Raw genomic sequence first — 23,050 nt, forward strand, 5'->3', positions numbered from 1 at the left:
GTTCGCTCACAGCAGGATCCTCCGGTAGTCGGCCAGCAGCTGCGACAGGTACGCATTGAAGCGCCCTGCCGCCGCCCCGTCGATCACCCGGTGATCCCAGCTCAGACTCATGGGCAGGATCAGGCGCGGCACGAACTGCCTGCCGTCCCACACCGGCTTCATCGCGCTCTTCGAGAGGCCGAGGATGGCCACTTCGGGAGCGTTGATGATCGGCGTGAAGTGCGTGCCGCCGATGCCGCCGAGCGAGCTGATCGAGAAGCAGCCGCCCTGCATGTCGGCCGCGCCAAGCTTGCCGTCGCGCGCCTTCCTGGCGAGCTCGCCCATCTCCTGGCTGATCTGCAGGATGCCCTTCTTGTCGGCATCGCGCAGCACCGGCACCACGAGGCCGTTGGGCGTGTCGGCCGCGAAGCCGATGTGGAAGTACTGCTTGTAGACCAGCACGGCCTGGTCACCCTGGCCGTCGAGGCTGGTGTTGAACTCGGGGAACTTCTTGAGCGCCGAGACCACCGCCTTGATCACGAAGGCCAGCATCGTGACCTTCACGCCCGACTTCTCGTTCTCCTTGTTGGTGGCAACGCGGAAGGCTTCGAGCTCGGTGATGTCGGCATCGTCGTTGTTCGTGACGTGCGGGATCATCACCCAGTTGCGGTGCAGGTTCGCGCCGCTGATCTTCTTGATGCGCGACAGGTCCTTGCGCTCGACCGTGCCGAACTTCGTGAAGTCGACCTTCGGCCAGGGCAAGAGGCCCAGCGCGGCGCCGTCGGCACCGCCACCGCCCGCGGGCTTGGCCGCGGCGGAAGCCTTGGTGGTGGCCTGGCCGCTCATCACGGCCTTGGTGAAGCCCTGGACGTCTTCCTGCGTGATCCGAGCCTTGGGACCGGAACCCTTGACCTCCTCGAGCGGCACGCCGAGCTCGCGCGCGAACTTGCGCACCGAGGGCGAGGCGTGCGGCAGGCCGGCCGACGGGCTCCTGGTGGGATCGTGCGGCGCGGCGACGGCCGACGCGGGAGCGGCCGGAGCCAGTGCGGGCGCGGCGGCCACTGCAGCCGCGGGCGCCGGCGCCGGTGCGGGCGCGGCGCCTGCAGCGGGGGCGGCGCCTTCGATCACCGCGATCAGGTCGCCGATGTTGACGACGTCGCCGACCTTGACCTTGAGTTCCTTGAGCGTGCCGGCGGCCGACGACGGGATCTCCATCGAGGCCTTGTCCGATTCGACCGTGATCAGCGACTGCTCGACCTCGATGGCGTCGCCGGGCTTGACCAGCACCTCTATCACCGCGACATCCTTGAAGTCGCCGATGTCGGGCACCTGGATATCGATCATTTCGGCGCTCATGCGTCCACCTTCGGATGTTGGAGGGTTGTTCCCGCCAAGGAAGCCCTGGCGGCGTGGGCGATGCTCTGCGCGTCGACGCCGAAGAAGCCGCGCAGCGCGGCGCGCGTGTCGCTGCGCCCGAAGCCGTCGGTGCCCAGCGTGAGGTAGCGCCGGCCCGCGGGCAGGAAGGCGCGGATGCTCTCGGGCACGGCGCGCACGTAGTCGGTGGCAGCGACGATCGGCGCCTTGCCCTGGCCGAGCTGGCGCGCGACGAAGGCTTCGCCGGCGTCCTCGCCCGTTTGCTCGCCCGCGATGGCGCGCTGCTCGCAGGCCAGGCCGTCGCGCGCGAGCTCGCTCCAGCTCGTGACGCTGAACACCTCGGCCTCGATGCCCTCGTCGGCCAGCAGCTGCGCGGCCTTCACCACCTCGGTGAGGATCGCGCCCGAACCCATCAGCGTGACCTTCTTCTTCGCCTTGCCCGCGGCCGGCGCGTAGGTGCCGAAGCGATAGCAGCCGCGCAGGATGTCGGCCTCGGCGCCCGCGGGCACGTCGGGCTGCGCGTAGTTCTCGTTCATCAGCGTGACGTAATAGAACACGTCCTGCTGCTCGACCATCATCTCGCGGATGCCCGCGTCGACGATCACCGCCATCTCGCCCGCGTAGGCCGGGTCGTAGGCCTTGCAGTTGGGAATGGTCGCGGCCACGAGGTGGCTGCTGCCGTCCTGGTGCTGCAGCCCCTCGCCGCCGAGCGTGGTGCGCCCCGAGGTGGCGCCGAGCAGGAAGCCGCGCGCGCTGGTCGGCCGCGGCCCAGATCGCGTCGCCCACGCGCTGGAAGCCGAACATCGAGTAGTAGATGTAGAACGGCAGCATCGCCAGGCCGTGCACGCTGTAGCTGGTGGCCGCGGCGGTCCAGCTCGCGATGGCGCCGGCCTCGCTGATGCCTTCCTCGAGGATCTGGCCGTCGGTGGCCTCGCGGTAGCTCAGCACCGAGCCGATGTCCTCGGGCGCGTAGCGCTGGCCCACGCTCGAATAGATGCCGACCTGCTTGAACAGGTTCGCCATGCCGAAGGTGCGCGCCTCGTCGGCCACGATCGGCACGATGCGCGGGCCCAGCGCCTTGTCCTTGAGCAGGTTGCCCAAGAGGCGCACGAAGGCCATGGTGGTGCTCATCTCCTTGCCGGCGGCCGCGACCGCGAACTGCGCGTAGTTCGCGAGCTCGGGCTTGGCCACGGGCTCGCAGGCGGTTTCGCGGCGCGGCATGGCGCCGCCGAGCGCCTCGCGGTGCTGGCGCAGGTAGCGCATCTCGGCGCTGTCCTCGGCCGGGCGGTAGAAGTCCATGGCGGCGGCCTGCGCGTCGCTCAGCGGCAGGTCGAAGCGGTCGCGGAACTCGATCAGGTCGACTTCGCCCATCTTCTTGTGCGAGTGCGTGGTCATCTTGCCCTGGGCCGCGCTGCCCATGCCGTAGCCCTTCTTGGTGTGGGCCAGGATCACGGTGGGCCGGCCCTTGTGGGCGGCGGCCGCGGCATAGGCGGCATGGATCTTCACGAGGTCGTGCCCCGCGCCGCGCTTGAGGCGGTCGGTCGATCTGCTCGTCGGTCATGCCCTCGGCCAGGCGCGCGAGCTCGGGGTTCTGGCCGAAGAAGTTGTCGCGGTTGAAGCGCCCGTCCTTGGCCGCGAAGGTCTGCATCTGGCCGTCGACGGTGGCGGCGAAGGCGCGCGCCAGCGCACCGCTGGTGTCGCGCGCGAACAGGCCGTCCCAGTCGCTGCCCCAGACCAGCTTGATGACGTTCCAGCCGGCGCCCGCGAACAGCTTCTCGAGCTCGTCGATGATGCGGCCGTTGCCGCGCACCGGGCCGTCGAGGCGCTGCAGGTTGCAGTTGACCACCCACACGAGGTTGTCGAGCTTCTCGCGCGCGGCCAGGGTCAGCGCGCTCATCGATTCGGGCTCGTCCATCTCGCCGTCGCCGAACACGCCCCAGACCTTTCGGCCTTCGCAGTTGAGCAGGTTGCGGTGCGAGAGGTAGCGCATGAAGCGCGCGTGGTAGATCGAGCTGATCGGACCGATCCCCATCGAGCCGGTGGGGAACTGCCAGAAGTCCGGCATCAGGTAGGGATGGGGATAGCTGCACAGGCCGCGCGCGCCGCTGCCGTCGACGAAGGCGGGCGCGGTGAGTTCCTGGCGGTAGTGCGCGAGGTCGCTTTCGCTCAGGCGCCCTTCGAGGTAGGCGCGTGCATAGACGCCCGGCGCGCTGTGCGGCTGGAAGAACACGAGGTCACCGCCATGGGCGGCGCTGCGCGCGTGGAAGAAATGGTTGAAGCCGGTCTCGAACAGGTCGGCCGCGCTCGCGTAGCTCGCGATGTGGCCACCGAGCTCGCCATAGGCCTGGTTGGCCTTGGCCACCATCGCGAGCGCGTTCCAGCGCATCAGCGAGGCCAGCTTCTCCTCGACGGCGAGGTCGCCCGGGAACGGCGGCTGGTCCTCGGCCGCGATGGTGTTGACGTACGGCGTCGACAGCTCCGGCTGCCAGCCGATGCGCTGCTGGCGCGCGAGCCGCGCGAGTTCGTCGAGCATCTGGCGCGCGCGCTGCGGGCCATGGACCTGCGCCAGCGCGAGGAAGGACTCGCGCCATTCGGCGGTCTCGGCGGGATCGGGGTCGTGCGACAGCGCACTCGCATCGGCAAAGGCTGGCTGCGGGATTTCGTGGTCGATGGTTTTCATGAAATGGATGTCTCGATCTGGAAGGTGTCGATTCGCGCTGAATCTCGCGTCGACAACGCGTTCGCTTCGTCTGGCGTCGGGGAGATGCGCGGCGCGAAGGAAGACCCGCGTGGAAGCTCCATCGGCCGAGCCGTTGCGGCCCGACCCCGGGAGTCCTGCTACACGGGCTTGTGCATGAAGAACTGCGCCACGACGGTGGCACCGAGAAAGGTGCCGGCGTTGGCCGCGAACGAGGTCACGACGATGCGCCAGCCGAGGCGGCGCAGGACGGGGACATCCTTGGCGATCGAAAGACCCGCGAACGCCAGGATCGGCGTGGCGAGTGCGAGGAAATTGATCTTGCCGGTCATGTCGGCGACGACCGCGGCTCCCGGAAATGCGGGATACGTCAACGTCATCCCCACGAGCGACACCCATACGACGGCGGGGACCTTGCGCCGGGTCAATCGGTACAGCATGTCGCCGACGATCACCACGGCGATCACGATGCCCATGCCACCCAGCACCGACGGATCGGAGGCTGCGGCGTGATAGGTGATCCAGTTTCCTCCGAGCGCGAAGATCGCAACGGCAATCCAGGTGAACAGGCGGGCGCCGAACGCAGGTGCGGCATGTTCCGAGTGCAGATGACCCGACAGATCCGAACTCTCGACGCTGGCCGAGGTGGTCCGGCCGATCCGGGGCTCGAGCACCTTGTAGAGCCAGGCCGTGAACGGCAAGGAGAGGAACAGCGTGAAGTAGGTGCCGACGGTGGTCGTGATCAGGTTGCTTGCCGCGGCGAAGGTGATGACCTCCTTGGCGACCTCGGGTGTCTGCTGCGCGGCGATCGACGCGGCCGCGGCCGCCATCATGCTGCCGGACCCCACGCCCGCCCCCATCGCCAATGCCAGCGGGTCGAAGATCTTGAGACTCGCCAGCACACCCGCGAGGATGGCCATGAAGATCGCTCCAAAGACCGCGGTGGTGAGGTATTCGGCGAGAACGCCGTGTCCCTCGGGCGATTGCATTCCGTATTTCTCGCTGATGATCGCCAGGCTTGGTTCCCTGCCCACGGAGAAGGTGGCACCCACCGCCTGACGCTTGATGCCTAGCAGCAATGCGATCGGCAGTCCCAGGACCATGGTCCCGAAGAAATGTCCGAACTCCTGGAACACGAGTGCCCATCCCGCGGCCGCGAGTTTCGGGATCGAGCCGCCCACCAGCAATCCGAGCTTCGCGATGAACATCAGCAACGCGGGCTGAAGAATGGTTGCGGCCAGGCCCTGCATGTCGGTGGTGACTCGCAAGGCGGGAGGCATCCGATGCTGGAGCAGCCCCAGCGTCGCTCCCATGAGCAAGGCCCATAGCAGGGGCAACAGCACGATCCGCGCCGGTCCCAACTGCAGGCTGATGTTGCCGATGAACTCCGCCAGGAGCACGAGCACCAGCGCGATGGTGTAGAGGCGAAGGCGGCCATTGCTCGCGCTCGCCAGGGGGACAAAACCAGTCAGATTCTCAGCCATGCAATGTTCCTCATTGATCTTGGATGCGTGCAGCAAGCCCTGGAGATCAAGGCGTTGCCAGGCCGGGAATCGTAGTTTTGATGGCTTTGAATGTGCTTGCGTAATTCCTTCGAACGACAAACGAAAAAGACTGAAAAACGATCTTCTCTCGATGAATGTTTGGAGCGATATGCAGATATCGACGATTCATTGCGCGTCGAGAATGAAAGTTCTTTTTCGATGCTAGACGGGCAGGTACGTGGTCGACAGAACCTGCTTGAGCACCATGAAGGTACGGATCTGCCGAACGCCGGGCAGATACAGCAGCTGCTCCGCGTGGAGGCGGTTGTAGCTTTCGTTGTCGCGCGTTCGCACGAGCATGAAGTAGTCGAACTCGCCGGTCACGACGTGGCATTCCAGACAGCCCGAAACCTTGTGCACCGCCTCTTCGAACGCGGTGAATGAATCCGGCGTCGAACGATCGAGCATCACGCCGATCATCACCAGCGTGCCTACGTCCAATGCCTGGGGATTCAGCAGCGCGACGATCCCCTTGATGAGCCCGAGCTCCTTCAGCCGCTCGACCCTGCGCAGACAGGCAGGGGCACTGAGGCTCACCTTCTCCGCGAGTGCCACGTTCGAAAGGGACGCATCCCTCTGCAACGCTTTCAGGATGGCTCGGTCGGTGCGATCGAGCTTGTCGAGGCTGGGCACCGCTTCGACATTCTGGCGAAGAACTTTTGTTGCGCGTTTTTCAGGCATGGCGAACTTAAATTAGTTGAATATCGATTTTTCAAATTATTGATTTTGCCTTTGCTATTTTATTTGCAATCCTTGTTCAGGGGAATATCTCTAAGATTCTCATCGTCCGCTGTTTGGTATCGAGGTGTGCGCGATGCATGCGTGCTTCGCGAACGAGATGCACGGATCCACTTTCAACCAACCCAAGTCATGGCCATGAATCTGAACAAGTTCCCACGCTATCCACTGACCTTCGGCCCGACGCCGATCCATCCGCTCAAGCGCCTGAGCGCCCACCTCGGCGGCAAGGTCGAGCTCTATGCGAAGCGCGAGGACTGCAACAGCGGCCTCGCCTTCGGCGGCAACAAGACGCGCAAGCTCGAGTACCTGATCCCCGAGGCACTCGAGGGTGGCTACGACACGCTGGTGTCGATCGGCGGCATCCAGTCGAACCAGACCCGCCAGGTGGCCGCGGTGGCCGCGCACCTGGGCCTGAAGTGCGTGCTGGTGCAGGAGAACTGGGTCAACTACTCCGACGCGGTGTACGACCGCGTGGGCAACATCGAGATGTCGCGCATCATGGGCGCCGACGTGCGGCTCGACGCGGCCGGCTTCGACATCGGCATCCGCAAGAGCTGGGAACAGGCGATGGAGGACGTGCGCGCCGCCGGCGGCAAGCCGTTCCCGATCCCCGCGGGCTGTTCCGAGCATCCGCTGGGCGGCCTGGGGTTTGTCAGCTTCGCCGAAGAGGTGCGGCAACAGGAAGCCGAGCTCGGCTTCAAGTTCGACTACATCGTGGTCTGCGCCGTGACCGGCAGCACGCAGGCCGGCATGGTTGTCGGCTTCGCGGCGGACGGCCGGGCCGACCGCGTGATCGGCATCGACGCCTCGGCCAAGCCGCAGCAGACCTTCGAACAGATCCTGCGCATCGCGCGCAACACGGCCGAACTGGTCGAGCTGGGCCGCGACATCACCGAGCAGGACGTGGTGCTCGACCGCCGCTTCGGCGGCCCCGAGTACGGCCTGCCGAACGAGGGCACGCTGGAGGCGATCCGCCTGAGCGCGCGCTTCGAGGGCATGCTGACCGACCCGGTGTACGAGGGCAAGTCGATGCACGGGATGATCGAGAAGGTGCGCCTGGGCGAATTCCCGGCCGGCTCGAAGGTGCTGTATGCGCACCTGGGCGGCGTGCCGGCGCTCAACGCCTACAGCTTCCTGTTCCGCAACGGCTGATCCACAGCACCGAGCACGTGCTGGCCTTCCTCGCAGCGTCACTTCAAGGAGCGTCGAGGTGAAACCACTGGATGCCGCATCGGTAGAGGCCCTCGACCAGTCCATTCAGGAGCTCATCACGTCCTGGAACGACGTGATCGAGCGCCTCCTCTCAACCTGTGGAGCGGATGAGGGCGGCCAGCGCGTGCGGATGCTGCTGAGCCTGCTGCTGAACGACATCAGCCGGCGTCGGATCGAATTGACGGGCGCGGCGCTCCTTCTTCCTGCCAGGCTGGAACTGGACCGGGCAGTCCCCTCCGACGCGCTGACCGCCGCCCAGATCCGCGACTTGATGGCCATCGCGTGCATCTAGCAGCGCTCGAGTCCCGAGCGGCTTGCGCTTTCAAGAGAACAAAGGCTTTTCATCCATGACTTCGGCCATCGAGCAGCACTTTTCACAGACCTACGAAGAAGCACGCGGGAAATTTTTGCTCGCATCCGATGAAGCAGGACTGCCGCTTCAATGTAGAGAGCATCCGAAGCGCGGACGCGACGGAGAGTTGCTCGCGATGGACATCGCGAGGTCCGGCGCTCCGGAGGCGACCCGTCTGCTGATCATCAGCAGTGGATGCCACGGCGTCGAAGGCTTCTGCGGGTCGGGCATCCAGTCGTTCATGCTGCGCGACATGCAGTGGCAGCGCTTCGCCAAGCAGGCAGGCGTTGCCGTGCTCTATGTCCACGCACTCAATCCCCATGGGTTTTCCTGGTGGCGGCGCACCACGCACGAGAACGTCGACCTCAATCGGAACTTCATCGATTTCGGCGCGGCACTTCCGCCCAACGAGGGCTACGACGAGATCGCGGACTGGCTGGTGCCGGACAGCTGGCCCCCGGCGCCTGAGGTTGCGCTGGCGCTCGATCGCTATGTCGAAGCCCACGGCCATGCCGCCTACCAGGCCGCCGCGTCCGGCGGGCAGTATCGGCATCCGGACGGCATCTTCTACGGCGGGAACGCGCCGACCTGGAACAACCTCGTCGTACGCCAGCTTCTTCGCGAGCATGCGTCGAAGGCTTCGAAGCTGGCATGGATCGACATCCACACGGGCCTGGGACCGAGCGGCGTGGGCGAGAAGATCTTCGGCTGCCGGCACGACGATGCAAGCATCGCGAGGGCCAGGTCATGGTGGGGAAAGGACGTGACCCAGCTGGACGATGGCAGCTCCACCTCCGCCCCGCTCCAGGGCCTGCTCTGGCACGCCCCGCATGAAGAATGCCCGCATGCCGAGTACACGGCGCTGGGCCTGGAGTTCGGAACGGTCGCCATCGACGAGATGATCGATGCGCTGCGCGCCGACCAATGGCTCGAGAACCATCCGGATTCCTCGAGCGAGCAACGACGGATCATCAAACATCAGATCCGGGATGCGTTCTACACGGACACCGCCGCATGGAAGGAACAGGTCGTGGAACAGGCCATGAGTGCCGCAACCCAGGCCGTCATCGGCATGACTCGCGACTGAGCGGCACACGCCTCGGCCAGGCGCCGGCCGCGCATCGGTGCGAACGGCTGAGCGCATCGATTCGAATCCTTCTCCCACCTCTGCCATGCAGAGCGATCGAGCGAGAGGATCGGTTCCAAACACTACAAGAAAAAGCGCATCGTCGGGTGCGCTCGGAGACTTCATGGAACAGTTTTTCCAACAGATCATCAACGGTCTGGTTCTCGGCAGCATGTACGCCTTGATAGCCTTGGGCTACACCATGGTGTACGGCATCATCAATCTGATCAATTTCGCGCATGGTGAAGTGCTCATGGTGGGGGCGCTCACGAGCTGGTCCATCATCGGGCTCATGCAGTCGTCGATGCCCGGCACGCCGGGCTGGCTGATATTGATCATCGCGCTGGTCATCGCGTGCGTCGTCGCCGCCACGCTGAACTTCGTGATCGAGAAGGTCGCCTACCGGCCGCTGCGCAACTCGCCCAAGCTCGCACCGCTGATCACCGCCATCGGCATGTCGATCCTGCTGCAGACGCTGGCGATGATCATCTGGAAGCCCACCAACAAGGCCTACCCGACCCTGCTGCCCTCGGACCCCATCCACATCGCCGGCGCCGTCATCTCGCCGACGCAGGTGATGATCCTCGGCGTCACCGCGGTCTCGCTGGCCATCCTCATGTGGCTGGTCAATTACACGAAGCTCGGCCGCGCGATGCGCGCCACCGCCGAGAACCCGCGCGTGGCCGCGCTGATGGGCATCCGCCCCGACATGGTCATCTCGGCCACCTTCATCATCGGTGCCGTGCTCGCGGCCATCGCGGGCGTCATGTACGCCTCCAACTACGGCATCGCGCAGCACGCCATGGGCTTTTTGCCCGGCCTCAAGGCCTTCACCGCGGCCGTGTTCGGCGGCATCGGCAACCTCGCGGGCGCGGTCGTCGGCGGCCTGCTGCTGGGGCTCATCGAAGCCATCGGCTCGGGCTACATCGGCACCCTCACCGGTGGCGTGCTCGGCAGCAACTACAGCGACATCTTCGCGTTCATCGTGCTGATCGTGATGCTCACGCTGCGCCCGGCCGGCCTGCTCGGCGAACGCGTGGCCGATCGCGCCTGAAGGAGCTTGCCATCATGAAGAACAGCAAGAACCTCGCGCTCTACCTGGTCGGCGTCATCGCCGTGCTCGCGCTGCCGCTGCTGCTGCAAAGCCAGGGCAACGCCTGGGTGCGCATCGCCGACATCGCACTGCTCTACGTGCTGCTCGCACTGGGCCTGAACATCGTGGTCGGCTACGCCGGCCTGCTCGACCTGGGCTACGTCGCCTTCTTCGCGGTCGGCGCCTACCTCTACGCCCTCATGGGCTCGGGCCACCTGTCGGAGACCTTCGAGTGGTTCAAGGCCACCTTCCCGAACGGCCTGCACACCTCGCTGCTGATCGTGATACCGCTGGCCTTCGTGTTCGCGGCGCTGCTCGGCGTGCTGCTGGGTGCGCCCACGCTCAAGCTGCGCGGCGACTACCTCGCGATCGTCACGCTGGGCTTCGGTGAAATCATCCGCGTGTTCCTGAACAACCTCGACCAGCCGATCAACATCACGAACGGTCCCAAGGGCATCACCTCGATCGACTCGATCAAGTTCTGGGGCCTGGACCTGGGCAAGGCCTGGAAGTTCGACGGCTTCACCATCTCCTCGGTCACGCTGTACTACTACCTGTTCCTCGCACTGGTGGTGGTCACCATCGTGATCTCGCACCGCCTGCAGGTCTCGCGCATCGGCCGCGCCTGGATGGCGATCCGCGAGGACGAGATCGCCGCCAAGGCGATGGGCATCAACACCCGCAACATGAAGCTGCTGGCCTTCGGCATGGGCGCGAGCTTCGGCGGCGTGTCGGGTTCCATGTTCGCGGCCTTCCAGGGCTTCGTCTCGCCCGAGTCGTTCAGCCTCATGGAGTCGGTGATGATCGTCGCCATGGTCGTGCTCGGCGGCATCGGCCACCTGCCCGGCGTGATCCTGGGTGCCGTGCTGCTGGCGGCCCTGCCCGAGGTGCTGCGCTATGTCGCCGGCCCGCTGCAGGCGCTGACCGACGGGCGCCTCGACGCTTCCATCCTGCGCCAGCTGTTCATCGCGCTGGCCATGATCGTCATCATGCTGGTGCGCCCGCGCGGCCTGTGGCCCTCGCCCGAGCACGGCAAGACGCTCCAGCGCAAGGGCGGCGTGCCGGTCGATCCGGCCCATGCCGCCGTGGCGCCGGGCTCGCTGCAGACCCACGCACCGGGCGTCGACACCCCGGCCGACGAGCTGCCCGGTGCGGCCTCGCGTCCCATGTCGATCAATCCGTGAGCGAGGAGACGCATCCCATGAGCAAGGCAGACACCATCCTCGACGTTCGCGGCATCTCCAAGCGCTTCGGCGGCCTGCAGGCCCTGTCCGACGTCGGCATCACCATCCAGCGCGGCCAGGTCTATGGCCTGATCGGCCCTAACGGCGCCGGCAAGACCACCTTCTTCAACGTCATCACCGGGCTCTACACGCCCGACAGCGGCAGCTTCGAGCTCGCCGGCAAGCCCTACCAGCCCACGGCCGTGCACGAGGTGGCCAAGGCCGGCATCGCGCGCACCTTCCAGAACATCCGCCTGTTCGCCGAGATGACGGCGCTCGAGAACGTGATGGTCGGTCGCCACATCCGCACCCGCTCCGGCGTGGTCGGCGCGATGCTGCGCACCAGTTCCTTCAAGGCCGAAGAGAAAGCCATTGCGCAACGCGCGCAGGAACTGCTCGACTACGTGGGCATCGGCAAGTTCGCCGACTACAAGGCGCGCACCCTGAGCTACGGCGACCAGCGCCGCCTGGAGATCGCGCGCGCCCTGGCCACCGACCCGCAGCTCATCGCGCTGGACGAGCCCGCGGCCGGCATGAACATGACCGAGAAGGTCCAGCTGCGCGAGCTGATCGACCGCATCCGCCGCGACGACCGCACGATCCTGATCATCGAGCACGACGTGAAGCTGATCATGGGCCTGTGCGATCGCGTCACGGTGCTCGACTACGGCAAGCAGATCGCTGAAGGCACGCCGGCGGACGTACAGAAGAACGAAAAGGTGATCGAGGCTTACCTCGGCACCGGAGGACATTGAGATGAGCGCAGCAGTGCAAACCCAAGAGGAAGTCGCGGCGGGCGCTTCGCAACGCAAGGCCGCGGGCAAGGTGTTGCTCAAGGTCAGCGGCCTGAAGGTCGGCTACGGCGGCATCCAGGCCGTCAAGGGCGTGGACTTCGAGGTGCGCGAGGGCGAGCTGGTCTCGCTGATCGGCTCCAACGGCGCGGGCAAGACCACCACCATGAAGGCGATCACCGGCACGCTGCCCGCGGGCGCGGGCGACATCGAGTTCCTGGGCCGCAGCATCAAGGGCCGCGGCGCCTGGGACCTGGTGGGCGAGGGCCTGGTGATGGTGCCCGAGGGCCGCGGCGTGTTCACGCGCATGACGATCACCGAGAACCTGCAGATCGGCGCCTACATCCGCAAGGACAAGGCCGGTATCGCGAGCGACATGGAGCGCGTGTTCGTGACCTTCCCGCGGCTGCGCGAGCGCAAGGACCAGCTGGCCGGCACGATGTCGGGCGGCGAGCAGCAGATGCTGGCCATGGGCCGCGCGCTGATGGCACGCCCCAAGGTGCTGCTGCTGGACGAACCCACCATGGGCCTGTCGCCGATCATGTGCGACAAGATCTTCGAGGTGGTGCAGGCCGTGGCCGCGCAGGGCGTGACCATCCTGCTGGTCGAGCAGAACGCCAACCGCGCGCTGCAGCTGGCCGACCGCGGCTACGTGATGGAGTCCGGTCTGATCACCATGTCGGGCGATGCCAAGGGGCTGCTCAGCGATCCGAAGGTGCGCGCGGCGTACCTTGGGGAGTAGGGCTGCGCGACGGTCCCGGCGGCCGTGCAACGAAGGGGGTGCAGGCATTGCGAACTTCGCATTGCCGCCCGAAACTTCGCAGAGCCTTCGGCCTTCGGCTCGTCCTGCCTTTCCAATGGCCGGACTGCGACTCGCCGGGCTTCCTCGTCTGCTTCTGTCCCTGGTCATCTCTCGAATCCCATCCGGTCGACCGCGGTGACCGCCAGGTGCGCGTTGAACTCACTCGCCGAAGAAAATGACATCCGATATCCGCAAGCCCCCTGCCGCGTACACGTCGGAACGCATTCGCGCCGTTTCCGACCTGCCGGGCCCCAAGGGCATTCCCATCCTTGGCAACGCGTGGCAGATCGATCCCTCCAAGGCTCGCAGGCAGTTCGAGCAATGGGGGGCCCAGCATGGCACGCCCTTCCGTCTGAAGCTGGGCCCGAAACAGGTCGTGGTCTGGGACAGCCACCATGTCGCCCAACAGTTGATGCGCGACCGGCCCGAGCGATTTCGCCGCGGAGGGCGCATTTCGGAGGTCCTGGATCAGATGCGCATCGGCGGTCTGTTCGCCGCCGAGGGCGCGGCCTGGTTGCCTCAACGCAGGATGGTGATGCAGGCCCTGAACGGAACGCACTTTCCGGCGTTCTTTCCTGTCATGCGCACGATCGCGCTGCGCCTGCATCGACGGCTCGCGCGACTGAGCGACGAAGACCAGGTCGTGGATTTGCTGGAAGAACTCACCGGCTTCACCGTGGATACCGTCTGCGCCCTCGCATTCGGCTCGGACCCCGACACCATGGAACAGGGCCCGGACCGCATTCAGCAGCACCTGAAAAAGATCTTCCCGATGTTCATGAAACGGTTGCTCGCGCCGCTGCCGTACTGGAACTGGTTCAAGCTGCCGCAAGATCGCGCGCTGGATGCGGCGCTCGATGAGGTCCATGGCTTCGTCCGCGGCCTCATCGACCACGCGCGCCAAGAGATTCTGGCGAATCCCGCGCACCCCGCCACGAACCTGCTGCAGTCCATGCTGATGGCGCAGTCGCACGCATCCGCGGAGGGCGGCGACGCCCGGTCGCTGTCCGACGATGCCATCGCGGCCAACGTGCTGACGCTGTTGCTGGCGGGCGAAGACACGACCGCCCACTCCCTGGCGTGGTCCATTCCCCGTCTTTGCGCGGACACGGCCTTGCAGGAGGAGCTGGCCGTTCAAGCGAGCACGCTGATGGGCCAGGACGTGGTCTGCGCCGACTATGGGTTGCTGAAGCACTTCGACCTCTTCGAGGCCGTGGTGACCGAGTCTCAGCGCCTGCAGCCCGTGGTGGGCATGCTTTCATTCACGCCGACTTCGACGACGGTGCTCGATGGCGTCGAGCTCACACCGGACTGCATCGCGTACTTCATCACGGGCCCGGCCATGGTCGATGCGTCGAACTTTCACGATCCGCTGCGCTTCGACCCGCGACGCTGGCTCGAACGCAGGGAGGGGATTGCGCACGAGCCCCGAGCCTTTGTGCAGTTTGGTGCCGGGCCACGCGTTTGCCCGGGTCGCCATCTCGCAAGCGTGCAGATGCGGCTGGTACTGACGACCCTGCTGAGGAATTTCCGGATCGAGCTGGCGTGCGCGCCCGACGCGATCGAGGAGATCAACGCCTTCACCGTGATGCCGAGCCAGATGCCCGTGCGGCTGCGTCCCAGACGATGAATGCGCTCACGCGGGCCCGACCAGCCCCCAGCCGCTCCGCGGACCTGCTAGGTCTTGGCGATCGCGTCCCGGAGCTTCACTTCGTCTGATGCGATCGCCGCGAGTTCCAGCAGGACGCGTCGCTGGCTTTTGTCCAGCTTGCGCGGATGAAAATCGATGATGCAGATCGATCCCAGGGCGAAGCCATCGGGATCGTAGACGGGCGCTCCCGCGTAGAACCGGAAGTACGGCGCCTGGGCTACCGCGGGGTTCTGCGAGAAGCTCGAATGCGCAGCCAGATCGTCGACTTCGAAGACACCCGTCTGGAGCACCGTGTGATTGCAAAACGCCCAGCTTCGGGGGGTGTCGACCAGGTCAAGCCCTTGCCGGGACTTGAACCATTGCAGATCGGGCGTGAGAACGGTCATCAGCGCGATCGGGCTCTTGAGTCCCTCCGCCGCGAGCCAGGTCACTCGATCGAATGCCGCTTCGGCCGGCGTTGCCACGAGGCCCGAGCGCTGCACGGCCTGCAGCCGGCTCGCCTCGTTGGGTGCGACCGGGAAATCAGCGGCCGAAACCTTGGCGAGCAGATCGCGAGGATCGTCCACCAGGAGCTTGATCACGCTTGCCAGCGTCTTGCGTGACTCGAGACGCACATTCGAAGGCAGTGGCTCATCGAGCGTCTCGCCTTCGCGAAGGACCGCGAGAAAGTCCGTGTTCTTGAGCCGGCTGTCCATCGCGATGCTCTGCAAGAGCGCCACGCCCTCGCTTCTCCAGCCCTCGAGGTCCACCACGACGATGGCGGGTGGCCGGTTTCCCGCGACCACCGCGGCCGTCCAGGTGCTGGTCACGAACTGAGGCACCACATGGCCGATCTTCGCGAACAGCTGGCGAAAGAGCGGTGCCCGCTCCGCTGTCGTCACGACGAGGACCATTGCCGAGCCGGCATGCCCGGCCGCATGGGACTGGTCCATCAGAAGGTCCACGTCGGACCGGTGAACACGCCTGTGTCCCCCCGGCGTTTTCCAGGACGGGAGCCTGCCGCTTTCGATCAGGAGCTGGGCCGTACGAACGGATATGCCAAGCAGCTTGGCGGTCTCCGTGGTTGTCAGGACGCTGTCTTCCATCTGGCTCGATCACGAAAAGTAGGGGTTGTTCACGGGATCCGCGACACCCGAAGCTTAAGCGAGCGCGCTTTATGTCAATCGAATGTATTGCAAAGACCGTCCCAATTGGTCGTTTATTCGTGCAAATTTGATAGTTTTGATAATTTTGAAAGATACTCACGCCTACCCTTCGCCCGTCGCGAGAGGTGAGTCCAACCCTTCAGCACTACCAACCATGACCTCGACCAACGAACGCCCTCACACCCCTGCCATTCCTCAGACAGCTCCCGACGCCCACTACGATTTCATCGTCTGTGGTGCCGGCACCGCGGGTTCCGTGGTTGCCGGCCGGCTGGCCGAAAACCCGGAGGCGCGCGTCCTGCTCATCGAAGCCGGTGGCGATGACGAGCATCCGAATGTGCTCGAGCCCGGTAACTGGCCACTGAATCTCGGCAGCGATCGCGACTGGAATTTCGCGGGGGCTCCCAACCCGCATGTCAACAACCGGCAGATTCCCTTGAACATGGGTCGCGGCCTCGGCGGCGGCTCCAGCGTCAACGTCATGCTCTGGGCCCGCGGCCACAAGAACGATTGGGAAGACTTCGCGAGCGAGAGCGGTGACCCGGCCTGGGGCTACGAGTCCGTGCTGAAGATCTACCAGCGCGTCGAGGACTACTGGGGCACGCCCGATGCCGCCCGTCGCGGCACCGGGGGCCCGGTTCACGTCGGTCCCGCCCGGGAACCCCAGCCGATCGCCCACGCCATGATCCGCGCCGCCAAGGATCTGGGCATCCCGACCTTCGACAATCCCAACGGAGAAATGATGGAGGGCCGTGGAGGTGCCGCGATCAACGACCTGATCGTCAAGAACGGGAAGCGCAATTCCATCTACCGCGCCTACGTGCATCCACGACGTGGTCAATCCAACCTCACCGTTCTGACCGACACCCTCGTCAGCCGCCTGGTGTTCGACGGCAAACGGGTCATCGGCGTGGAGACCGTGAAGGACGGCCGGACGCAGCGCTTCTGCGCGCACAAGGAGGTGGTGCTCTCGCTCGGCGCGGTGAACACGCCCAAAGTCCTGATGCAATCGGGCATCGGTCCCGAGGAAGAGCTGCGCCGCCACGGCATCCCCATCGTCCAGCACCTGCCGGGCGTCGGCGCCAACCACCAGGACCACGTGTCGTTCGCAGTCATCTTCGAATACGAGACGCCGCAGCCCGTGGGCCATGGCGGCTCCGAGGCAACGCTCTACTGGAGCAGCTCGAGCGGGCTGCGGCTGCCGGACATGTTCCATTGCCAGGTCGAGTTCCCGGTACCCAGCGCGGAGAATGCCTCGCTTGGCGTTCCGTCACATGGCTGGACCATGTTCGCCGGCCTCGCGCACCCCGAGAGCCGCGGCCGCGTCACGCTGTCGGGGCCGCGTGTGAACGACGCTCCGATCGTCCAGCCGAACACCTTGTCGGACCCGGCCGACCTGCGCGGCGCCCTGGAGAACATCCGGTTCGTGCGGGAGCTCGGTGCCCAGGCATCGTTCAAGGGCCTGGTCAAGGGCGAAAGTCTTCCGGGGAAGCTGGATGCGAAATCGCTGGAGAACTATGCGCGCAATGCCGCCGTGACCTACTGGCACCAGTCGTGCACGGCCAAGATGGGCCGTGACGCAATGTCCGTGGTCGACGGAAAGCTCCGGGTGTATGGCGTCGAAGGTCTGCGAATCGCGGACGCATCCATCATGCCCCACGTCACGAGCGGCAACACCATGGCACCTTGCGTCGTCATCGGGGAACGTGCGGTCGAGGAAATCCGCGCGAGCCACGGCATCTGAGTCCCTCCATCCATCCTTCATCCACCTCCTGGAACAAATCAATGACCACCCAGCGAACCTTGAGCATCGTTCTTTCCATCTTCGGATTCATCGGCCTCGCGAAGGCCGAGACCTATGAGGGCGTGACCCACATACGATCGGAGCGGCCTCGCGCTGCCGTTTCGGCCGAAGCGCGCACGGCAGCCAGGTCTCCCGACGCGGGAGAGGCGTCCTACGCTGTCCACTCGGCCGTCCGCGTCCACCAGTCGAGCCGGGCCGACGTCATGCGCTCCACCGCCGAAGCCGCGCGCGCGGGCAATCCATACGGGGACCATGCGGGCGCTGGCGTGCTGAGCTTGCGAGATGGAAAGTGGACCCACGACGCAATGCCCGCTCAGGCAATGACATCGACCCCCCGGGCTGGAGGAAGCAGCAAGCAATGAATGTTGCGGTCGTGAGTCATGTGTCCGCATCCACCGCCTTGACGGCGATCCTCCTGGAAGAAGCGGACATCCATGTGACCCACTTCCAGGCGCCTGCGCCCTTGAAGATCGCCCTGCAGAGAGCGGAATTCGGGGCGGTATTGCTCGAAGACCATGCAGACCATCTCGACGGCTGGCTCGCAAGCCTCCAGGCCGACCGGCTGGTGCAAGTTCCATGCATCGTCGTCGGGCCTCGGGACCCCAGCCGCATGGCCCTGGCGCTGCAGAAGGGCGCGCACGACTATGCCATCGTCGATGTCGATGCGAGATGGCTGATCTGCCGGCTGCGCGCGCGGGTCAAAGCCCAGGCAAGAGGTCGCCCCGAGTCGCTGCGTGTCGGACCCCATGAACTGCATGCCGGCACGCAGACGCTCGTCTCGCCATCCGGCGAGACAGGCCTCACGTCGCGCGAGTTTGCGCTTGCCTGGATGCTCTTCGAGAACTTCGGCAGAGTGGTCGACCTGCGCACCCTGTGCGCCGAGATCTGGGGCCGCTCCGCGGACATCGGCAAGCGCGCGCTCGAGCAGCATGTCTACAAGCTGCGGCGCAAGCTCGGTGCGGGTACTTCGCACGCCTGCCACCGACTCCGGATCCAGACGGTCTACGGGATCGGCTACAGGCTCCAGCTGTAGAGCGCGCGGCCAGCGGCCTAGCTGGCGTCCTCGTGCCAAGCCCGGCCAGGTGGCGTGTCCGTCGGGGCCTCATCGAAATGCTCGCGGTAGTTCCTTGCCAGGGTCGAGCGATGGGCTACTCCCCAACGTTGCGCCACGGCGGCAATGCTTTCGCGGCCCGGCGACTGCTGAAGTTCGGTCCGCAGGCCCGCCATGCGAAGTTGCCGAATGAGTTCGGCCGGGGAGAGCCCGAGATGCGTCCGGAACGCCATCTGCAGCGCGCGTTCGGTGACTTCGATGTGTGCCGCCACACGCCGAATCGTCAAGGTGCTCTCGTCCAGGTGATCGAGCATGAACTGGTAAGCCCGGCGGTAGCGCGTCGGCAAGCGCAGAAAATCCGCGCCCGCTTCGCAGGCGCGCTCCTGACGTTCCAGGAAGCGCGAATACGGCAGCCGGTGCAGCTCGCAACGCAGTCTCGACATGGCCTGGGCTGCGTACTGCCGGAAAGAACGCAATGCCTCCGCATGCTTGCCCTGCATCGCATGCAAGCTCGAGGCACAGTACGCCAACTCCATCGCATGGCGATGATCCCGATGGCGCGCGGCGTCGGTCGCCAGCGGCCCGAGCACATCGATCGCCGCGTGCGCCCGCCCTCGATTGACAAGCACGAGCGCCGCCTCGACGCGGGCGGCCTGTTCCACCCGGCCGATGCGTCGATCGCGCCACCAGTTCAGTTCGTCGGACATACGCGCCACTCCGGCCATCGATTCGATCGCCGGATCCGCCAGCGCGGCGAGGAAGGCGAGCCGGCGCGATATCAGGGGCGTTGCCGACAGTCCAGCCGAAGCCGTGTGCAATCGCCGCGCAGACATCTCCGATCCTGCGGGGCGACACATGTCCATGACGGGCTCTTCGAAGCGGCGCAGCTGGCTGGTCATTTCCAGCTCGAGGCCGGCGACTTCGATCAATTGCCGCCACGCAGGGCCGACATGAACTGCCAGATCCGCGGCAAGCGCAAGTGTTCGCGAGGCGCGGCGCCGTTCTCCGATGCCCTGCACCGCCTCGCCAAGGCCGGACAGTGCCTCGACGCGCAGCATCGCGGGCGCATCCTTGCTGTCGGCGACGACGTTGAAGCACTCCGCGGCCCGGCCGAGCCTGTTGAGAGAAAGAAGCAGGCAGCCGCGGTCCATCGAGGAAAACCAGCGCGCCTGGTCCCGCGGAAGTCTCCGGTAGAGGCGAAGCTGACTCTGGAACAGTTCCTCGGCATGCTCCTCGCGCCCTGCCGCGAGCAAGGCCTGGCCCATGAGCTGGCCCAGTGCCGCCCATCGGTTCGGATCCGGTGCGCCGCCGGCGCGCTCGAGCCGCGCGAGGCCGATGCGCAGCGCGTCATGGATGTCGCCGGCCCGCACCGCACGGGTGACATCGGCATCGCGTTCGTCGCCGCGCAGGCACGCCATTGCAAGCAGCAAGATCAAAGCAATCCTCTTCTTCCGTTCTATCGGGCCGGACGATGCTAGGCGGATCGGGCAGCGGGCGGGCTCACATCCTTGCGATGGAATCCTCGCGAAAACTCAGGAGATGCAAAAGGCTGCATGGCAATCCGCATCGCATGGGTTCGCTTGTTCGCATATCGCTTCGCTGCGCGGGCCGCAGCGCGCTCGCGGATGCCGTCTCATCGGGCATCCCCTTTTGAAAAAGCGATCCAATGAAAATCATCCATGCACAGCCAGTGATCGAGTCGATGCACCAATCAGCATTGCTGCGCTACCGCGTCGGCACGTCGCACGGGAACATCGCCGTCGCCGAGATCGGCAAGGGCGAGACCACGGTGATGTTCATCCACGGCAATTCTTCCTGCGCAAAAGTTTTCGAGCACCAGTTGCTGGGGCCGCTTTCCCGCAGCTGCCGGCTCGTCGCCTTCGACTTGCCGGGTCACGGAGACTCCGACGATGCCATCGACCCCTATCGCACCTACACCCGACCCGGTTTCGCCGCCGCGGCCATCGAACTCAGCCGACTCATCTCGGTGAGCAACCCCATCGTCGTTGGCTGGTCCTTGGGCGGCCATATCGCCATCGAGATGATGGCAACGCTGCAGAACCTGCGTGGCGTCATGGTCTGCGGATCACCGCCGATCGGGCCGGGTCAGGCAGCCAGAGGCTTCACTTCGGCCGCGCATGCGGGCCTTGGCAGAAAGCGGTTTCTTTCGGCTTCGGAGAGGGCGGATTTCGCGCGCGGCATGGCGGGCGAACCGACGCCCTCCTTCCTGCTCGACGCGATAGCGCGTTGCGATGGGAGATCGCGCGAAATTCTGTTCAAGGCCCGGGACGCGGGCGCAGGCATCGATCAGCGCCGCATGGTGGAGAGCAGCGGGATTCCCCTTGCGGTCGTCAATGGCGCCGACGATCCATTCGTCAACATCGATTTTTTCGACGAGGTCGCCTATGCCAACCTTTGGGAAGCGCGGTGCCATCGACTGCGAGGCGTTGGCCATGCGCCGTTCTGGAGTGGGCCCGACCTGTTCGCGCCGTTTCTCGAGCGATTCGTTCGGGACGTCCAAACATCCGCAAGCGTCGTGCGTCCCTGACGCTCATCCATTGGCGTTCTCGCTGTTCAACCACGGATCGCCATCCGACGCGCCGAACATGGCGAGCAGATATTCATGCGTGAGCCACACCGCCGAAGATGCCGCCTTGCTGGAAAGCATGCAGAGCCACACGGTTCGGGCGGGAAGACTCCACTGCGGCAACACCCGCTCGAGCGCGCTTTCGAGCAAGGCATCCTCGATGACGAACGAGGGCAAGCAGCACACGCCCAATCCCGCCAACGCACCCGCATAGGAGAGATGGGTGTTCGAGCTGCTCAGCGCGGCTCTCACCCCAGGATCGAATCGATGCACATGCCCGGCACTGCCATCGGAGTCCGCGGCATCGCGACGGAGACTCAGCGTCTGGCTGCTTCCCGCGGCCGCGGGCCGCAGGAGCAATGCATGGTCGGCCAGTTCGCGAGGATGACTGGGTCGGCCATGCCGATCAAGGTAGTCGGGCGCGGCACACATGACCGTCCTGCTCATGGCCAGACCTCGCACGTCATGGTCGCCCCTGGGCGGATGCCGCCTCAGCGCGATGAGCAAGTCTGCGCCCAACTTCGTCCGTCCAGCATGCACCGACGTGTCGACATCGATTGCAATGCGCGGGAACAAGGCATTGAAGCGTGGAAGATGCTTCGTCAGTTGATGAACGGCGAAGTCGATCGGCGCCCGCAGCCGGACGACACCTTGCGTTTCGCGTCGGGCCTGCCAGGAGGCGCTGTGGGGCAGGGTCGCTTCGCCTACGCGAGCTCGCGCATCGCCCAGATACTGGATTCCCTTGTCCGTCAACTCGATACGGCGTGGCGCGCGATGGACCAGCCTGGCGCCGAGCCGCGCCTCGAGTTCAGACAGTTTGCTCGCCGCGGCGGCAGGAATCCTCTCCATCGATACGTCGTCGCCGGCGAGCCCGCATGCATCGACGATTCGAAGGTACTCCCGCATCGAGTCGAGGGGGTCCCTCAGCGTTGATCTCTCAGTTGTCTTGGCCATTCCGATTTCTCGAGCGTGCGATCCCCAAAGCGATGGATTGCCGTCAGGAACCCCAGCTCCTGACGCAACGGATGCGGCGAGTCACGGCAGCGTCCCGCGCAAATGGCAGTCTAGGAAGGGTGCGCCGTGCACGCCTCTACCAGAAGCAGGGGATGGATGGCAGATGCGCGAAAAACCGGCTGGCGGCCCTCGAGCTCAATGCGATTCGGGCGCGAGAAGGCAGGCCTCGAACAGGCGCAGACCTGCCTCGAGTGCGCCGAGCCCCCCGGCAATGCGGGAGAACGGCGCCATCCGGTCGTTGAACTGCATCTGCAGGTTGGCGAGGATCTTGTCGACGCTTTGCTTGCCGTGGGGAGTCAGACGGATCAGGTAGCCGCGGCGGTCCTTCGGGTCCGGTTCGCGCGCCGCGAGGTCGCGCTTGACGAGTTGATCGAGGCGGTACGTCGCCGTGCCCGAGGTCACGCTGTACATCTTGAGGATGTCGCTGGGACGGAGCACGTAAGGGTCACCGATGCGCCGCAGGGCCATCAGCAGGATGAATTCATGGTGCTTGATGCCGAAGGCGTCGCACTGCTCGATGATGAACTTGTCGATCACCATGCCGATCCGGCGGATGCGCATACCCATCAGGATGCCATCGACACCATCGGGCGGAAGCTCGCCGCGCCATTGTTCGACGAGCACATCCGCGTTGCCCCATATGGGATGGAGGTTCGCCGCGCCTGCCGCGGGTTGCTCTAGCGCATAGGCGTTCATCAACCGGGTGTTCTCCTCCGATTCAGTGGGGACATGCGCGCTTTTCATGGGTGACAGACCAACATAACCTTAAAATTTAAGATACTTGAAAATTCGTTATACCACTGTCTAAAATACTTGCAAGCATCGCGACGCGAGCAGCTGCAGGCGTCAACCCACTCTCGATG

Annotated in this window: 18 protein-coding genes and 2 pseudogenes; 12 read left to right on the top strand and 8 right to left on the bottom strand. The window is 65.4% G+C overall.

Going from position 1 to position 23,050, the window contains the following annotated elements; genetic code table 11:
• Window positions 1-6 precede the first annotated feature (6 nt).
• From aceF to INQ48_32980, 4 genes and pseudogenes are all read right to left on the bottom strand, one after another.
• A pseudogene (aceF, locus tag INQ48_32965) lies at window positions 7-1,320 on the bottom strand (dihydrolipoyllysine-residue acetyltransferase).
• 11 nt (window positions 1,321-1,331) lie between these two features.
• Window positions 1,332-4,033: pseudogene (gene mdeB / locus INQ48_32970) on the bottom strand (alpha-ketoglutarate dehydrogenase).
• Window positions 4,034-4,191: 158 nt separating this feature from the next.
• Window positions 4,192-5,535: a DUF3100 domain-containing protein gene (locus INQ48_32975; protein ID QRF62360.1), complete on the bottom strand. Its 1,344-nt coding sequence runs from the start codon at window positions 5,533-5,535 to the stop codon at window positions 4,192-4,194.
• Window positions 5,536-5,757: 222 nt separating this feature from the next.
• Window positions 5,758-6,276, bottom strand: a complete 519-nt coding sequence (locus tag INQ48_32980) for an Lrp/AsnC family transcriptional regulator (protein ID QRF62361.1) — start codon at window positions 6,274-6,276, stop codon at window positions 5,758-5,760.
• A 195-nt stretch (window positions 6,277-6,471) separates the two neighbouring features.
• Here INQ48_32980 and INQ48_32985 point away from each other — a divergent pair, with 195 nt between their 5' ends.
• From INQ48_32985 to INQ48_33020, 8 genes are all read left to right on the top strand, one after another.
• A complete protein-coding gene (locus tag INQ48_32985; protein QRF62362.1) occupies window positions 6,472-7,488 on the top strand; it encodes a 1-aminocyclopropane-1-carboxylate deaminase in 1,017 nt (338 codons plus the stop codon).
• A 58-nt stretch (window positions 7,489-7,546) separates the two neighbouring features.
• The gene (locus INQ48_32990; GenBank protein ID QRF62363.1) at window positions 7,547-7,840 is read left to right on the top strand and encodes a hypothetical protein; all 294 of its coding nucleotides are present in this window, start codon (window positions 7,547-7,549) and stop codon (window positions 7,838-7,840) included.
• Between the two features lie 55 nt (window positions 7,841-7,895).
• Entirely contained in the window at window positions 7,896-8,987 is a 1,092-nt protein-coding gene (locus tag INQ48_32995) for a M14 family metallopeptidase (GenBank protein ID QRF62364.1), read from the top strand.
• Between the two features lie 163 nt (window positions 8,988-9,150).
• Window positions 9,151-10,080 (top strand): branched-chain amino acid ABC transporter permease, encoded by a 930-nt coding sequence (locus INQ48_33000; GenBank protein ID QRF62365.1) that lies wholly within the window; start codon window positions 9,151-9,153, stop codon window positions 10,078-10,080.
• 14 nt (window positions 10,081-10,094) lie between these two features.
• Complete coding sequence (locus INQ48_33005; protein ID QRF62366.1) at window positions 10,095-11,303, top strand: ABC transporter ATP-binding protein; 1,209 nt, start codon at window positions 10,095-10,097, stop codon at window positions 11,301-11,303.
• Window positions 11,304-11,320: 17 nt separating this feature from the next.
• Window positions 11,321-12,097, top strand: a complete 777-nt coding sequence (locus INQ48_33010; protein ID QRF62367.1) for an ABC transporter ATP-binding protein — start codon at window positions 11,321-11,323, stop codon at window positions 12,095-12,097.
• A 13-nt stretch (window positions 12,098-12,110) separates the two neighbouring features.
• Window positions 12,111-12,875, top strand: coding sequence for an ABC transporter ATP-binding protein (locus INQ48_33015; GenBank protein ID QRF63052.1), 765 nt, complete (start codon window positions 12,111-12,113; stop codon window positions 12,873-12,875).
• Window positions 12,876-13,110: 235 nt separating this feature from the next.
• A complete protein-coding gene (locus INQ48_33020; GenBank protein QRF62368.1) occupies window positions 13,111-14,565 on the top strand; it encodes a cytochrome P450 in 1,455 nt (484 codons plus the stop codon).
• A 47-nt stretch (window positions 14,566-14,612) separates the two neighbouring features.
• Here INQ48_33020 and INQ48_33025 read toward each other — a convergent pair whose 3' ends face one another.
• Window positions 14,613-15,671: an excisionase family DNA-binding protein gene (locus INQ48_33025; GenBank protein ID QRF62369.1), complete on the bottom strand. Its 1,059-nt coding sequence runs from the start codon at window positions 15,669-15,671 to the stop codon at window positions 14,613-14,615.
• A 214-nt stretch (window positions 15,672-15,885) separates the two neighbouring features.
• Between INQ48_33025 and INQ48_33030 the strand changes: the two genes are divergently transcribed.
• From INQ48_33030 to INQ48_33040, 3 genes are read left to right on the top strand one after another with little or no spacing between them, the layout of a single operon-like run.
• Window positions 15,886-17,475, top strand: a complete 1,590-nt coding sequence (locus INQ48_33030) for a GMC family oxidoreductase N-terminal domain-containing protein (protein QRF62370.1) — start codon at window positions 15,886-15,888, stop codon at window positions 17,473-17,475.
• A 41-nt stretch (window positions 17,476-17,516) separates the two neighbouring features.
• Window positions 17,517-17,897, top strand: a complete 381-nt coding sequence (locus INQ48_33035) for a hypothetical protein (GenBank protein QRF62371.1) — start codon at window positions 17,517-17,519, stop codon at window positions 17,895-17,897.
• Window positions 17,894-18,568, top strand: a complete 675-nt coding sequence (locus tag INQ48_33040; protein ID QRF62372.1) for a response regulator transcription factor — start codon at window positions 17,894-17,896, stop codon at window positions 18,566-18,568. Before INQ48_33035 ends, INQ48_33040 begins: the two co-directional genes overlap by 4 nt.
• Before the next feature lie 17 nt (window positions 18,569-18,585).
• Here INQ48_33040 and INQ48_33045 read toward each other — a convergent pair whose 3' ends face one another.
• Entirely contained in the window at window positions 18,586-20,022 is a 1,437-nt protein-coding gene (locus INQ48_33045; GenBank protein QRF62373.1) for a helix-turn-helix transcriptional regulator, read from the bottom strand.
• 284 nt (window positions 20,023-20,306) lie between these two features.
• Between INQ48_33045 and INQ48_33050 the strand changes: the two genes are divergently transcribed.
• Window positions 20,307-21,134 carry an alpha/beta hydrolase gene (locus INQ48_33050; protein ID QRF63053.1) on the top strand — a complete coding sequence of 276 codons (828 nt, stop codon included), beginning with the start codon at window positions 20,307-20,309 and terminating at the stop codon, window positions 21,132-21,134.
• A 3-nt stretch (window positions 21,135-21,137) separates the two neighbouring features.
• On the opposite strand, the gene INQ48_33055 is transcribed toward INQ48_33050, so the two are convergent.
• Both INQ48_33055 and INQ48_33060 read right to left on the bottom strand, forming a co-directional pair.
• A complete protein-coding gene (locus INQ48_33055) occupies window positions 21,138-22,127 on the bottom strand; it encodes a hypothetical protein (GenBank protein ID QRF62374.1) in 990 nt (329 codons plus the stop codon).
• Between the two features lie 195 nt (window positions 22,128-22,322).
• Entirely contained in the window at window positions 22,323-22,931 is a 609-nt protein-coding gene (locus INQ48_33060; protein ID QRF62375.1) for a MarR family transcriptional regulator, read from the bottom strand.
• Window positions 22,932-23,050 lie beyond the last annotated feature (119 nt).

The organism is Variovorax paradoxus (genome assembly GCA_016806145.1).
GTDB lineage: Bacteria > Pseudomonadota > Gammaproteobacteria > Burkholderiales > Burkholderiaceae_C > Variovorax.